Below are 14,921 nucleotides of genomic sequence, written 5' to 3'. Positions count from 1 at the left end.
GGATTCCCAAAGTGAGAACACGACATGCGCACCATTTTTTTACTGGCGATTGGCATTTTCGTCGCTCTCATCGTTTATGTACGTCTTGCACCGAATGACCCGGACAGCGTCCATGTTCAGGCACAAGTCAGGGGGCCGGGTGACTATCCGTCGGCAGGTGGCTTCACTGCCGTGCGTCAGATCACGGCGGCACCAGCTGACGTCCTGACGGTGATCACCCAAGCCGCGATGGACACCGACAGGACCACCGTATTGGACGGGACGGTAGAGGACGGTATGATCACCTTCGCGACCCGTTCAAAGGTCGTGGGTTTTCCCGACTATACCACCGTTTCTATTATTGCTGCTGGGGCAGACGGGCTGGATAATGAGGGGCCGTTGTTGATGATCAATGCGCGATTGCGCTACGGACAAAGCGATATGGGCGTGAATAAGCGCCGTGTGCTGGGGTGGCTGTCGGCACTTGGCCCTTTGACGGTCGCAGTTGATCAGGACACGCCAAGCACATGATTGCAGAAGACAAAATCATTCAACTGATCGATCGGTTCCAGTTTCTTGAAGCCAAGATGTCGGGCGATGTTGCTGGTGCTGATATCGCCGCTTTGGCGAAAGAATACAGCGAGTTAAAGCCCGTTGTTGAGACGGTTTCAGCCTACAAAGACCTAGTCACCCAGATCGCCGAAGCCGAAGCGATGCTGAAAGATCCCGAAATGCGTGAGCTGGCCGAAATGGAACTGCCAGAGTTGAAAGCGCAGCTCGAAGGATCGGAACATGATGTGCAGCTGGCGTTGCTGCCAAAGGATGCAGCCGATGGCCGTCCTGCGCTGTTGGAAATCCGTCCCGGAACAGGTGGCGATGAAGCTGGTCTTTTTGCCGCGGATCTACTGCGGATGTATCAGCGTTACGCCGAAGGTCAGGGGTGGACGTTTGAAATTCTCGAACATTCCCAATCTGAGCTGGGCGGCGTGAAGGAAGCCACTGTGCGGATCGCTGGTGAAGGCGTTTTTGCGAAGATGAAATACGAATCTGGCGTGCACCGTGTTCAACGTGTGCCGGAAACGGAAAGCGGCGGGCGTATCCATACCTCTGCCGCGACGGTTGCGGTGCTGCCGGAAGCCGAGGACGTGGATATTCAAATTGCCAGCACTGACATTCGCATTGATACGATGCGAGCGTCGGGTGCCGGTGGTCAGCACGTGAACACGACCGATTCTGCTGTTCGGATCACGCATATTCCGACGGGAATTATCGTCGTGTCAGCTGAGAAATCCCAGCACCGGAACCGCGAGATTGCGATGCAAGTGCTGAAGACGCGGTTGTTTGATCTCGAACGCCAACGTGTGGACGGCGAACGCTCTGCGGACCGGAAGGCCCAAGTGGGGTCGGGGGATCGGTCGGAACGTATCCGCACCTATAACTTCCCACAGGGCCGGATGACGGATCACCGGATCAATCTGACGCTCTATTCTCTGGGGCAGATCATGCAGGGCGATCTGGATGAAGTGATTGAGGCGCTGTCTGCCGATGCCCAAGCGGCGTTGTTGGCCGAGATGGGCGCGTGAGCGGATTCTTTGCCGAAGGGACGTTTTGGGACGTAAACGGCACGCAGGACGCGGCAATACGGGATGCGGCCAAGCGGCTTGGCTTTGACGGGGCCTTGGGCGAGGTACAACGGCTGTGGGCCGTCGCTGCGGGCAATCTGACGACATTTGACGCGTTGGTGGCGCAACGTGCGGACTATGTTCCGCTGTCGCACCTGCTGGGTTACCGCGATTTTTACAAACATCGGTTCATTGTGACGGCGGATGTGCTTGATCCACGGCCCGATACTGAAACTTTGATTGAGGCCGCTTTGGCCGTGCCGTTCCGCCATGTTTTGGATCTTGGGACAGGGTCTGGCTGTATCCTGCTGTCGTTGCTCGGGGACCGTCCCGATGCAACAGGCGTGGGCACCGATCTATCTGACGCGGCGCTTACGGTGGCTGGGAGGAACGCTGCGGCGTTGGGCCTGCAGTCGCGGGCTACGTTTTTGCGGTCCGATTGGTTTGCCGATGTCGCAGGGTCGTTTGATCTGATCGTGTCGAACCCGCCTTATATCGCGGCGGATGAAATGGCGGGCCTGCAGGCGGATGTGCGCGATCATGAACCACGCATGGCTTTGACCGACGAGGCGGATGGGCTGACCTGTTACCGCATCATCGCGCACGGTGCGCACGCGGCGCTGAACGCAGACGGTCACCTGATGGTCGAGATTGGACCAACCCAAGGTGCTGCCGTCGCGGAGATGTTTGCCGCAAATGGATTCGCCAAGATTCAGGTCACGCAAGACCTTGATGGCCGTGATCGTGTGGTTTTCGGGCAAAAATCCGGGAGTTAACTGTCTTTCAAGGTGTCAAATGGCACTTAGGGGTTGCACAAAACGACGACCCGTGCTTTTTCTTCGCTACCAACAGCAGAGCCGTTATGCTCTCGTTGGCCATCGCCAAACACGCTTAATCCCAAAATGCCGCGCTGCTGCGGTACGGGAAAATAAAGCGCAACAAAGCCCGAAGGCTTGACGGAAAGCATTCCATGAGATCATCGAAGTCGCGTTCGCGGGGCAATAAGAACCGCAACAACCGCCCCTCAGGTGGCAGCCTGATTAACCGTGTGTTCGACAGTAACGGACCTGACGGAAAGGTGCGCGGTACGCCGCAGCAGATTATCGAGAAATACAACCAGCTTCACCGCGACGCCCAATTGTCTGGCGACCGTGTGAATGCGGAAAACTTTGCGCAGCACGCAGAACATTACCTGCGGATGCTGGCCGAGGCGCAGAAAGAAGTCGACGCTAAGCGCGAAGAGCAGGAACAAGCGAACCGCGAACGCCAAGCTGAACGGGATCGCGAACGCGCGGAACGTCTGAAGGCGCAAGAAGCGGCGTCGAATGATCCGGCCAATATGGATCAGCCTGATACGTCGTCGGATATCGTTGATACGCCCGAGGCGAAATCGGACGATCAGCCACAGCCTGAAAAGCAGCCCGAGAAAAAGCCACGCCGCCCGCGCCAACCGCGCAAGCCACGTGCGCCAAAGGCAGAAGCGGACCAGCCCAAAGAAGAGGCGAAACCCGATGCGCCTGCACCTGATAGCGGTGCAGCGCCGGAAGCCGCTGAATGATTGCAAAGCCCTCCGATTTCGGGGCGCTTTTTTCTTGCCAACGTGTCCTGATCATCGGCGCAAACGGGGCGGGCAAGACTTGGTTTGCCATTAGGCTGTCGGACCGCACGGGGCTTCCCGTTTTCCACAACGATGCGTTCGCGTTGAAAACGGGTTGGGCATATCGCGACCGTTCAGACATACGACGTGCCCAAGACGATGTTATTGCCCAGCCACGTTGGATCCTCGAAGGCGGTCCATCGCTGCTTCAAACGGACGGGCTAAAGCGTGCAGATGTCGTCGTCTGGCTCGATCCGCCCAAATCAGTTCGTATTGGCCGGATCATGTGGCGCAGTATCCGGTTCATGGGGCGCAACCGACCGGAACATCCTGAAGGCAATGCAGATTGGCCTGGTCGGCGGCAATTCCGTTTTGTGCGTAAAGCGTGGCGGCTTGATGCGAAAATCCGCGTGGGAATCGGTGCTGCACTAGCGGAAACGCCAACCCCAACGATCCGCCTTAGGACCGCAAAGGCGGCGCGAGACCTGTTCTAGGACGCAGACGCGACGCTACGCGCCAATGCGCAGAATTCTTCCAGTGACACCTGTTCGGCGCGTTCCGTGGGCTTGATTCCCGCCGCGATAAGGTGGTCTTCTATATCTGGTCCCAACACCTTCAACGCAGAGCGCAGCATTTTGCGTCGCTGGTTGAAACCCGCAGCGACGACACGGTTCAGCACAGCCGGATCGGCCTCAAAGCGGGGTGCGGGCAGGGCTGTCAGGTGGACGACGGCGGAACTGACTTTCGGGGGCGGTGAAAACGCCTCTGGCGGTAAGTCCAATACGATCCGTGGTTCAGCCCGCCACTGCGCCAAAAGCGCCAAGCGTCCGTAGGCCTTTGTGCCCGGCTGGGCCACGATCCGCTGGGCGACCTCGCGTTGGAACATCAAGGTCAGGCTTTCCCAGAACGGTGGCCATTCGGGCGGCGTCAGCCAGCGGACGAGCAATTCAGTGCCGACGTTGTAGGGCAGGTTGGCGGCTACTTTGATTGGTGGTGTTAGATGGGTCAGCGGGTTCACCTCGAGCGCGTCACCGTTGATGACCTCCAACTGTCCCGGATAGGCGGCCGAAATTTCGGCCAGCGCTGACATGCAGCGTTCATCTTTTTCAATCGCCAGCACACGCCGCGCGCCTTCGGCCAGCAAGCCGCGTGTCAGGCCACCCGGACCGGGGCCGACTTCAAGTACATCTGCGCCCGACAGATCACCCGCCATCCGCGCGATTTTCGCGGTCAGGTTCAAATCCAGCAGGAAGTTCTGCCCAAGCGATTTTTTCGCGGCAATCCCGTGGGTGTCGATCACCTCCCGCAGGGGGGGCAGATTATCAATGGTGCTCATGGTGGCACTCCGTCCGTGCTTCTTTGGGTTCTTCTATATCCCCGCCGGAGGCTCCCGCAAGATCAGGCACGCGCCGCGTCTGCGTCTCTTGCGTCAGCCATCACAGCCGCCATTTTGATCGCTTCAATCATTGACGACGGATTGGCAAGACCTTTGCCCGCAATGTCAAAGGCTGTCCCGTGATCTGGTGATGTGCGGATGAACGGCAGGCCTAGCGTCACGTTCACACCCGTATCAAAGCCGAGCGTTTTGACCGGGATCAGCGCTTGGTCGTGATACATGCAAACCGCGACATCATAGTTTTGGCGGGCGGCCGCATGGAACATCGTGTCCGCAGACATCGGTCCGATCAAATCCATGCCTTCTTGCCGTAGTGCGTCCAGTACAGGCGTGATCATCTCGATTTCTTCGTAACCCATTTTGCCGTCTTCGCCCGCATGGGGGTTTAGGCCTGCCACCGCGATGCGCGGCGCTTTGATCCCGAAGTCACGGCGCAATGCGGCATGGGTAATCAGTAGCGTATCGGTCAGGAGGCTGGCCGTCAGGTTAGATGACACATCCGCCAGCGGGATGTGGATTGTGACCGGCACAACGCGCAGGTCGTCGCACGCCAGCATCATCACGACACGGTCTGTTTTCGCGAGTGCTGCGAGGTATTCAGTATGACCTGGATAAGCGAAATCCGCTCCATCGATCAGTGCGGCCTTGTGAATAGGTGCGGTGCAGATCGCGCGAGCTTGGCCTTTTGTGACAAGATCGACCCCGGTGGCGATGGCGTCGATCACCCCTTGCGCATTGGCTGGGTCCGCCGTGCCGGGGATCGCGGTGCCATCCATCGCGACGGTAAGCACAGGCAGCTTGCCTTGCTGACACAGGTCCGCTGCGTCACTGGCCTTGTCGATACAGACGTAATCTGTCCCCGCCGGAAGGTGCCTTGGGTCGCCAAGCCACGCGAGTGGAATATCGCGGCACAGCACATCAAAGGCTGCAACCGCGATTTCAGGTCCGATGCCAGCTGGTTCGCCGCAGCTGATGACGATTGGTTTCGCTTGGGTCACTGATCTACGATGACCGCAGAGGCGCGGCGATCTGCCAGAAGCGCATCTGCAAATCCTGCCAAGCGGGCGCTGCGCAATTGGTTGCTGACCGCTTCACGATCCGCATCTTCGCGGCCTGCTGTCACACGGTTGCACAACATCAAGAACACGGTTGTTTGGCCGTTAGCGCGCGTGAGGTTGTAAGACACTTCGCCCGGATCAAGGCGCGCCAGTTCAAGGGCCACATCCTGCGGGATTTGTGATGGTGCAAGGCTGTCGCGTTCCAGTACTTCCGCTGGTTGGCCTTGCGCCACGCCGTAAAGGTCGTCGCAGGTATCAACGCGGTCTTGAAGCGCACGTGCGGCGTCACGGCCACCGGCCATGTAATACGCCGCATATTCGATCTCAGCCGGAGCAGGGCGCGCTGTAGGAACTTCACGCACGCCGCGCATTTGGAACAACGCGACACCGTTTGGAATTTGGATAGGAGCTGTGACTTCACCCGTGCCGAGACCAAGGATCAACCCTTGCAGCGCAGGCGGATAGTTTGAAATTGGCAACCAGCCCAGACGTCCACCGTTGGTTTTGGATGGCAATGCGGACACGCGGCGGGCTTCGCTTGAAAACACGTCCGTGGACCGCGTTTGGGCGATACGTTCGGCGGTCGCGAGCGCTGATGCGGCGCGTGGGGGTGGTGCCGGAATGATGATCTCGGACAAGAGCACTTCGATCCCGTCTGCCGTACCGCCAGATGCGCTGAGCGCACGGTCGATTTCGGCTTCCGAGATTTGCGCCTGTGATCCGAACCGCGACCGCACGTAGTCCCGCCATGTCACGCCGATTTCGACAAAATCGCGCAGCGTTTCGGGGGCGACGCCGTTTTGGGCGAGGATCACTTCGAACTGATCAAGCGTCAGGTTGGCGCGGCCTGCGAATTCTTCCAGTGCGGTTTGCAGCCCACCTTCGGCGATGCGCAAACCGACGCTGTCCATTTCGGCTTGCTTCAACCGATCATCGATCAGCTGTTCGCGGGCTAAAGCCCGACCTGCGCCGGGTGTGCGGAACAGTTCCAGTAGTTTCGCCCGTTGGTCAATTTCATAGCCGGTGATGGCGCTATTGTTGACGGTCACGGAAGGTCCAAACTGGCCCTGCGCGGTTGTGGCAAGGGGGGTGAAACCAACTGTCAGGGCAATCAGGCCGCAAAGAATGTTGAGTGCGCGCATCGGGGTCCTCATGGGGCTCGGTGCATCCGGTTTGTCCGAATGGTCATTAATTCTGGCATCCTGCACTTGGGCCTGCAACACTGCGTCCGGCAGAAAAGCCGTTGAGCGATATGGACAAGCCGTAGTCCGTGGACGGTTCAATCGTATCTGAAGACGTAAAGCGGCGCGAGACCGAAAGATCAACAGTCACGCATTCGTTGCGCCATTCTACGCCAAATCCGGCGGTGGCGGGGCTGTCGTTGGCGATATCGTAGCGGGCGTCGGCGCTAATTTTGAACGCATCGTTCAATTGCACAGCTGTATCAAGCGTCCATTCGGACACCGTGTCGGGTCTGCTTTCGGTCAAATCTGCTTCTTGCCAAATGTAGGCTGCATTCAATGTGACGTCGTCAGTCCGCCATCCAACGCGTCCAGCGCCCCGTGTCGTTTCAAGATTGTCGTTCAAGAGGACACGCCCGTCAAAATGAACACCTTGTGGAGACGTGATTTGTCCCGCGATCAACCAATCTGATGATTTGCCATCAAGGCCCGATGAAGGAGAGAACGCATCGTCCGCCTCTGCCCGGACCACGCGCCCGAAGGTAAGCGATGTAAAGCTGCCGGTTGTGCCTTGCCGCGCGTAAGTGGCACCAAGGGCCGCCCGTGGACCGATTTCAACGCGATCGTCCCCAGGGAACCGCGATAGGTCGAACAGATTGGCTTGGTCCAGTTCGGCGCGCGTGCTGTCTTCGTTCGGGGGCGTGGTGCCCAGAACGTCTGACCACGCGACTGCCAGTTTTGGAGTCACCGTATGAACCGCGGCTTCTGTATTCCCTGTGATAACGGGCCAGCTGAACGACGCCCCAATGGTGGGTACAATCCGGTTGAAGGACGTTTCATAGGCTGGATCATCGCGGACAAAGTACTGGTCTGCGCGGATGGCTGCGGTGATGTCGCCAATGACACCTGCTGGTAAGGTCAAATCGCGTGTCCACGACCCAAATGCGCCAGCACGGGCGACATCGCGGCCATCGTCGCCAGTGCCGTCGCCAGTCCGGAAAACCGCATCCCCAGACAGGCCGTATGTCAGTCGACCACCGGCAAAGCTATCGCGTTTTTCGTAGCGCAGGTCTGCAACAATGGGGGGCAAGGTTGCGTTGACTTCGTCATCGCGCAGGGTTTCAAAAAAGCTGAAACGTGCGCGGAACAGGCTATCGTCCGTTATTGTTTCCAATGTCACACTGCTTTCCAGCCGATCAAGGTCCGCATAACCGTATTCCGTAAGGTACGCTTTGTCGCTGACGGTTTTGATATCGAACGATAATACCGTGTTGGCGCTGAGGTTGAATTCGCCGTCTGCAAACAGATACGACCGTCGATCAGTGTTTAGCGTATCGCGGCTGTAGGCTGCATCAATATTCAGATCACCGGAAAGAAACGCCTGACGATAGCTGGCCTCAAGCGTTGTGGTTTCGGACGACAAATATGGCGTTAGAGTCAGGTCGCGATGGTCGCCGAGGGTGATGAAATAGGGCAGCTTGATCCCCAGACCCAGTAGATCGGAATTCCGAAAGTCAGGCACCAAAAGACCAGTCGCACGTTCGAGCGTTGGATCGGGGAGACGCGCATAAGGCAGCCACAAGACAGGCACGCCACGGACGCGGAAGGTCGCATTGTCGAAGTAAAGTTGTTGGGCATCTTGGTCATGGACAACCCGTTCGGCCCTAATGTCCCACAGCGCAGGACGTCCGTTGCAAACGGCGCAAGAGCTCGCCACGACGCGGGTGAGCTGCGAATAGCGACCGTCGACGCGGTCGATCTGGTTGGCCGCTAGTTGCAACTGCTGATCTAAGACCAAGCGCGCGCCGCGCAGCATGCCGTTTTCAAGTTGCGGATCGAGCGTGGCACGGTCGGCTGTCAGTATTTCACCGTCTGCGGTTTGGATGAAAATAGGTCCGTCAATCGTAAGCTGATCGCCAGATTGATCGTAGACGATCCGGCGGGCGGACAAGCGGGTGTCGTCATAGAAGACTTCGATGTTGCCCTGTGCAATCAGGCGGCTGTTGCCTTCGACCGAGACGTTATCGGCCACAAGTGTCGCAACCCCTTGGGCGGTCGCGGTCATTGGTAGCAGCAGCAAAAGGCAGGTGAGAAGGGCGCGCATTATCCGTCTTCCCGATGTAATAGAAAGCTAAGCGCAAGACCGATGGCGGCAAGCGGCGGGGCCCACGCGGCCAAAGCAGCTGGCAATTGCCCGTTTTCCCCGAGAATTTGGGCGAAGTTACGCAAGAAGTAGGTTCCAAACGACAGCATGATTGCGAAAAGGACCATCATGCCAGTGCGTCCGCCGCGCTGATGGCGGACGGTAAAGCTGGCGCCGATCATGACCATCGCGACGAGGAATATGGGCATGGCCAATTCCATTTGTAGCCAGACTTGATGGCGTTGTGCAGAAAAGCCCGCTGTCTTCAGACGTTCAATGAACGCCGGAAGATCCCAGATCGGGATTGAGGACGGCGTTCCGAAACTGTCGCGGATTTGGTCTGCGGTTAGGGTCGAACTGATGTCGTAGTTGTCTTGTGTGATGGCGTTGGATTCCGGCGTCAGCGACGTGGCAAGCGGCCATATCTTGACGTTGGACAGGGACCACGCGCCGTTGGTCAGCACGGCCGTTTTCGCCGCGATCCGTTCGACCGGCAGACCGTCGTCGGTGAACCGCAGGAACGTCACGTTTTGCAGCCGTGTCCCGTCCAGATTTGCCGTCTCAGCGCGGATCACGGTCTGGCTTTCCTCGTCGCCTTGCCGCAACCAGAGCCCCGTTGAGCCAAGTGTCAAAACCCGATCTTGGCCCTTGAAGCTATTGCTGCGTTCTTCGAATTCGCGAGACGTCGACGCGACAATCGGGTTGATCACTGCCACGCCCAGAACGCCGATCAGGAAGGCCATCAAAACGGGGGACATCAATGCGCGCACAGCCGACCTGCCGGCGGCCCGCGTCACGACCATTTCAGAAGACCGCGCCAGTCCTAGGAACAGCGCAATTGTGGCGATGATCATGATCAGCGGCAGGATCGCGTAGATGCCTTGCGGCACGTTCAGCAGGGTTAATCCGACAATATCGGCAAAGGTCGCGGGCGTGTTTCCAAAGCGGCGCAATTGTTCGACGAGGTCCAGAAACACGAGGATCAGCACAAATATGCCAAGGACTCCGCCGAAGGTTTTCAAGAACCGATATGCAAAATAACGGTGAAGGATCATGCGGTTATCCGGCGTTTGAAAAGTGCGGGGTGCGCGGACATGTAAAGAAGGGCTGCGACGAATAACAGACCAACGGCTGACGCTGCGTAGGCCGCAAACCACAGGTTGGGATCGTCACGGGCGGCGTTCAGACCCGCTGTTTCAACACCCTTCATGACGATGATCAGGAAAATCGCGACGACGATCTGACGCCAGACCCCAAAGCGGCTGAACCCACCGACGATCAAGGCCGCAAAGCCCAACAAAGCAGCGACCGATCCAAGGATGGATTGGCTAAAGCGGTCGTGGGCGCGGGCGATCAGTTCTGCCCGTGTTTTGCCTGTTTCGGCAATCAATGCGGGGCTGGCCTGAAGAAGTTCGAGCGTCGGCACTTGCGTATCGCGCCGTCCATCCCGCGTTGTCACGGTGATGAAGCCGCCAATGTCATAGGCAAAATCTTTGAACGACGTGGTGGCAAGGCGCTGTGTTTCGGCTTCGAGGATTTGGGCCATCCCGTCTACCATCACCAACTGCGTGCCGGCGTCATTGCGCACCAGATAGGCGGATGCTGCGGTATAGGTGATCTGGCGGTTCGCATTCCGTAGATCGGTTAGGAAAACGTTTTGCAGTTCGCCTGAGGGCGTCACGTCACCAATGTAGAACGTCACGCCGTCGATCGGTTCCAAAAATGCGCCCGGTGTGAGCAGGCGTGATGTGATGTTCTGGGCAATCTCTGCTTGGCGCACGTCGAGCCGGGATGATGCGAGTGGCACTAGTAGATGCATGAGCAGGGTCATCAGTGCAAAAACCAAGACGCCAAAATACGCCACTGGCCGCGCCATGCGGTAAGGCGAAAATCCGGTGGCCTGAACGACGACCAGTTCCGATTCCGTGGACATGCGGTTGGTCACGTAAACGGCCGCAGCAAAAGCAGAAAGTGGCAGCGCAAGACGGATGACTCCGGGCAGGGAAAGTGCTGTGAATTCTAGGAAAACGGATGCTGATTGCCCGTCTGCGATCAACGTGTCGAATAGAACGACAGCCCGATTGATCCAATAGACCAGCACCAAAACGAGACTAAAAAAGCCAAACATCACGACAAGCTGGGACAGCATGTATCTGTCAAACCTTGCCACGTGTGTCACCTCTTACCGCATCATCTTGTATGTTGGCCGTTGTCTACCGCAATTCCAAAGGAGTTTGAACTGATATCTGGCCAATCGGCGGAGGGCGGACTACCTATATCGCAACTCAGTTTGATTAGAGGTCATCATGACAACGCCAACGCCTATTTCTTTCCTCGCATATGCACATGAAGATCTGCCTGTAACGCTCAGAAAAGTCGTCGTTTTTGTAACGGAAGACGGCAAGATGGATCAAGGTTGCCGGAAGGTGAACAGCCTGACCCGTAAAACCGTGGCGCGGGTTGCGGAGAGTGCTGCCTTCGAAAAGGCGAAGGCTGGTGATGTGACAAGCATTGCGATGCCTGTTGGGTTGGCGGCTGAAGCGTTGCTGGTTGTGAAGCTGCCGCGACGTCCAACATCAACCGAAGCCCGTAAAGCAGGTGCCAATTTGGCGAAACTGTTGGGCAAGGATGGTATGCTGGTGATCGCCGGGTCCACGTACCGCGTCGAAGAAATCGCCCAAGGCATCGCGATGCGCAACTACAGCTACGATGCACACAAGACCGCAGAGCCAAAAGAGACCGGCGATGTGTCCTTCATGGTGAATGATCCGGACGCTGCCGTTGCAGCCTACGCCCCGATTGCGGCGATTGTCGAAGGTGTGTTTTTTACACGTGATCTGACCAATGCCCCAGCCAATGACCTGACGACGACGTCTTTTGCCGATCAACTTGCCGGGATGGCTGACATTGGGCTGCAAGTTGAAGTGCTGGAAGAAGCTGATCTTGAAAAGCTCGGGATGGGGTCGCTTTTGTGTGTCGGGCAAGGTTCTGACAGCCCGTCCAAAGTTGTTGTGATGCAATGGAATGGCGGCGGCGACGAAGCCCCGTTTGCGCTGGTTGGTAAGGGCGTCGTGTTCGACACGGGCGGGATCAGCCTGAAACCCGGCGCGGGCATGGAAGACATGACCATGGACATGGGCGGCGCGGGTGTTGTGTCGGGCGTGATGAAAACGCTGGCGCTGCGCAAGGCGAAGGCCAATGTTGTGGGCCTTGTCGGGATCGTTGAAAACATGCCGTCGGGCAATGCAGTGCGTCCGGGCGATGTTGTGACGTCGATGAAGGGCGATACGATTGAGGTGATCAATACGGACGCCGAAGGGCGGCTCGTGCTGGCGGATGTGCTTTGGTACACGCAGGAACGGTTTGCGCCTGTTGGGATGATCAACCTTGCGACGTTGACTGGTGCGATGCTGGTTGCTTTGGGCCATGAAAACGCAGGTGTGTTTTCGAATTCTGATGATCTGTCTGGTGCGTTTATCAAGGCTGCCGGTGAAGAGGGCGAAGGCGCATGGCGGATGCCGATGTCGCCTGCTTATGACGCGCTGATCAAGTCGCGGATTGCGGACATGAAGAACGTTGGCGGCCGCATGGCTGGGTCGATTACAGCGGCGCAATTCCTGAAACGGTTTGTAAAGGACGATGTGCCATGGTGCCATTTGGATATTGCGGGCACCGCGTCGGTGAAATCCGAGACTGCATTGGCGCCCGCAGGTGCGACGGGTTGGGGCGTGATGGCGCTGAACCGTTTGATTGCTGATAAATACGAAGGGTAACATTGTGGGCGCTGCGTATTTCTACCACCTGACGGACACGCCGTTGGAGCGGACTTTACCGATGTTGCTTGGCAAATGCCGTGCGGCGGGTTGGCGGGTGGCGGTACGTGGTCGCGATCAGGGGTTACTTCAACGGCTTGATGCAACGCTATGGAATGACGGGTTTTTACCGCATGGCATGGCGGGCGGTGTGCATGACGCTGATCAACCGGTTCTGTTAGGCACAGACATTCCTGCAGAGGGATTTCAGTGCGTGATGTCTGTTGGCGGCGCAGAGCTGACGTCGGCTGAGGTCGGGCTGTCAGACCGCGTTTGCATCTTGTTTGACGGCTTTGACGAGGGTGCGTTGAACCACGCACGTGGTCAGTGGAAAACACTGACAGCTGAGGGGTGTCAGGCGCAGTATTGGGCGCAAGAAGACGGACGCTGGACGAAAAAGGCCGAAAGCTAACGGTCTTGGTCGGATTGTGAGGCGAGGGCCGCGCAAAGCGGCCCCCGTCGATGCTGAAAATTACCCGCAATACAGGTCTTCGCGGTGTGCGACGTCGTCGCGGTGCTTTTCGACGAACTTCATCAAGTTGCCCATTGTGCAGGTTTCGCCAAAGCCGCTCCATGGTGCGAAGTCTGGGATATGCAGCACGCTTTCGCGGTCTTCTCGCAAAAGGCGCACGATGACAGAGGCGACAATCTTACCGCCAACACCTGTGAGTTTACCTTTGCCCGAAGCTTGCGCCTCTTGCAGGCAATAGAACCACAGCGGCGTTTTATCGACGTGATGATCCTTCAGAACCTGTGGTGTTGGGCATTCCGGAATACCGAGGTGGCGGGCCATTTGCTGACCGGATGGCAGCAGCATCGCCGTGCGATCCCGCAGGATGTTCCGTAAGCTTAGCTTTTTGGCTTGTTCGACTGGGATCTTGTGATCGCCCCATTGCAGACCGCTGCCAACGATAAAGTTGGGTAGTTCAAACAGCGTTTCAGCCATGTCGGTCCCGACGGGAAGCGCTTTTTGCGCCCCTGGACCAAAGAACATTTCCAAGTCGATAGTCGCACCCGGATCGCGCGGCTTAAAGCCGCCATCCAATGCAAACAAACCGACAGGTGCTTCACCTTTGCGCAGCGCATATTCAGGCTGCACCGTGGCATGTCCAAAACGGTAAGCCGCGACAGAGAATTCGGCAGGCATCATTGGCGCATCCGGGAAGATGTCGTGCGATAGGGCGTGGTCGATATCGGCCTGATCAACAAAGCTGGGCAAGAATTCATGCAGAACCAACCACTGGTAATGCAGCCGGATAAAGCGGCGGACTTCCTCGAATGTCTTGAGACCGGGGTTCAGCACGTCGTGCCAAACTTCAGTCCGCACGCCCATTGATGAACAATGTGCGATGTCACGCTTCACAGCACCGTTCTTTTCCGCCTGCGTCATCAGGATGTTATGGAGGCAAATGAAGGCACCCTGCACCTGACTGACAATGATGTTTTCATCGTTGCGGAAGTCGCCGATTAACGCGCGACCTGTGCAATTGCGGGCGAGATCGTAGGGGTTATCTTCGCGTCCGAACAAAAGGAATTCGTGAAGATTTCCGCCACCATAAAGGTATGGCGACGCTTCAGGGCCATCGCCATAGACGCAATCGAGATCAAGCTCCGGCGTGCGGATATTGCGGATTGATCGTGGGTCGATCTTTGTTCCGATGGCCGAGGTCGCATCGAGCGTAATGTCGTGGTCGATGAATTGCCCGAAGAACGTCATGCCCGCATCAGCAGGTCCATCCTTCACGACGGTTGTGCGCATGGTTTCCACCAATGCATCAAAAGCGGCAACTATTGTGGCTTTTGACAGGTTGCCTGTGACAGGATTGGCATGCGTCAGATAGCCGAATGTTTGGGGCAAGGGGCGGTCATCGTTCAGGCTGTGTTTATCTAGGCATTCTTTCAGAAACAGATCGAGACGGGACATCCCGTGTGGCATCTTGGCCATTGGACTTCTCCTAAAAATGGATCGCGTTAAAATAGAAATTTGTGAGTGGGTATATCGTGGCACGGGTGGCATGCTTCTCAAGTCGGGATTTCCTGACTTAAGGTCAACTTGGCGCGTCGCTGCGTGGAGTTTGGTTTAATTCAATTTAAACAATGAATTATGGGTGTGTTTTGATGTGGTAGGGAAGG

Annotated in this window: 14 protein-coding genes; 7 read left to right on the top strand and 7 right to left on the bottom strand. The window is 57.3% G+C overall.

Annotated features, from left to right (window positions below):
* The first annotated feature begins 24 nt into the window (after positions 1–24).
* The 5 genes from K3729_11815 (at position 25) to K3729_11795 (ending at position 3,692) form a co-directional block, all read left to right on the top strand.
* On the top strand, positions 25–510 hold the full coding sequence (locus K3729_11815; protein ID UWQ98149.1) for a DUF1499 domain-containing protein: 486 nt from the start codon (positions 25–27) through the stop codon (positions 508–510).
* The gene (prfA, locus tag K3729_11810; GenBank protein ID UWQ98148.1) at positions 507–1,562 is read left to right on the top strand and encodes a peptide chain release factor 1; all 1,056 of its coding nucleotides are present in this window, start codon (positions 507–509) and stop codon (positions 1,560–1,562) included. Before K3729_11815 ends, prfA begins: the two co-directional genes overlap by 4 nt.
* Entirely contained in the window at positions 1,559–2,377 is an 819-nt protein-coding gene (gene prmC, locus K3729_11805) for a peptide chain release factor N(5)-glutamine methyltransferase (GenBank protein ID UWQ98147.1), read from the top strand. The genes prfA and prmC overlap by 4 nt, the downstream gene beginning before the upstream one ends.
* A gap of 194 nt (positions 2,378–2,571) precedes the next feature.
* Positions 2,572–3,159, top strand: a complete 588-nt coding sequence (locus K3729_11800) for a DUF4167 domain-containing protein (protein ID UWQ98146.1) — start codon at positions 2,572–2,574, stop codon at positions 3,157–3,159.
* Positions 3,156–3,692, top strand: a complete 537-nt coding sequence (locus tag K3729_11795; GenBank protein UWQ98145.1) for an AAA family ATPase — start codon at positions 3,156–3,158, stop codon at positions 3,690–3,692. Before K3729_11800 ends, K3729_11795 begins: the two co-directional genes overlap by 4 nt.
* On the opposite strand, the gene rsmA is transcribed toward K3729_11795, so the two are convergent.
* The 6 genes from rsmA to lptF all read right to left on the bottom strand — a co-directional run bounded on the left by rsmA (position 3,689) and on the right by lptF (position 11,125).
* On the bottom strand, positions 3,689–4,534 hold the full coding sequence (rsmA, locus tag K3729_11790) for a 16S rRNA (adenine(1518)-N(6)/adenine(1519)-N(6))-dimethyltransferase RsmA (GenBank protein UWQ98144.1): 846 nt from the start codon (positions 4,532–4,534) through the stop codon (positions 3,689–3,691). The genes K3729_11795 and rsmA overlap by 4 nt on opposite strands.
* Before the next feature lie 62 nt (positions 4,535–4,596).
* On the bottom strand, positions 4,597–5,592 hold the full coding sequence (gene pdxA / locus K3729_11785) for a 4-hydroxythreonine-4-phosphate dehydrogenase PdxA (protein UWQ98143.1): 996 nt from the start codon (positions 5,590–5,592) through the stop codon (positions 4,597–4,599).
* Positions 5,589–6,794 carry a peptidylprolyl isomerase gene (locus tag K3729_11780; GenBank protein UWQ98142.1) on the bottom strand — a complete coding sequence of 402 codons (1,206 nt, stop codon included), beginning with the start codon at positions 6,792–6,794 and terminating at the stop codon, positions 5,589–5,591. Before K3729_11780 ends, pdxA begins: the two co-directional genes overlap by 4 nt.
* Positions 6,795–6,840: 46 nt before the next feature.
* Complete coding sequence (lptD, locus tag K3729_11775) at positions 6,841–8,937, bottom strand: LPS assembly protein LptD (GenBank protein ID UWQ98141.1); 2,097 nt, start codon at positions 8,935–8,937, stop codon at positions 6,841–6,843.
* Positions 8,937–10,031, bottom strand: coding sequence for an LPS export ABC transporter permease LptG (gene lptG, locus K3729_11770; GenBank protein ID UWQ98140.1), 1,095 nt, complete (start codon positions 10,029–10,031; stop codon positions 8,937–8,939). Before lptG ends, lptD begins: the two co-directional genes overlap by 1 nt.
* A complete protein-coding gene (gene lptF / locus K3729_11765) occupies positions 10,028–11,125 on the bottom strand; it encodes an LPS export ABC transporter permease LptF (protein UWR01033.1) in 1,098 nt (365 codons plus the stop codon). Before lptF ends, lptG begins: the two co-directional genes overlap by 4 nt.
* Before the next feature lie 157 nt (positions 11,126–11,282).
* On the opposite strand from lptF, the gene K3729_11760 reads away from it, so the two are divergent.
* The gene (locus K3729_11760; protein ID UWQ98139.1) at positions 11,283–12,749 is read left to right on the top strand and encodes a leucyl aminopeptidase; all 1,467 of its coding nucleotides are present in this window, start codon (positions 11,283–11,285) and stop codon (positions 12,747–12,749) included.
* 4 nt (positions 12,750–12,753) lie between these two features.
* Positions 12,754–13,200, top strand: coding sequence for a DNA polymerase III subunit chi (locus K3729_11755; protein UWQ98138.1), 447 nt, complete (start codon positions 12,754–12,756; stop codon positions 13,198–13,200).
* Positions 13,201–13,260: 60 nt separating this feature from the next.
* Here K3729_11755 and K3729_11750 read toward each other — a convergent pair whose 3' ends face one another.
* A complete protein-coding gene (locus tag K3729_11750) occupies positions 13,261–14,733 on the bottom strand; it encodes a hypothetical protein (protein UWQ98137.1) in 1,473 nt (490 codons plus the stop codon).
* Positions 14,734–14,921: the final 188 nt, after the last annotated feature.

The organism is Rhodobacteraceae bacterium S2214 (genome assembly GCA_025141675.1).
Taxonomy (GTDB): domain Bacteria; phylum Pseudomonadota; class Alphaproteobacteria; order Rhodobacterales; family Rhodobacteraceae; genus Yoonia.
Note: the sequence above shows the minus strand (reverse complement) of the source record. Positions and strands in the feature narration are given on the sequence as shown.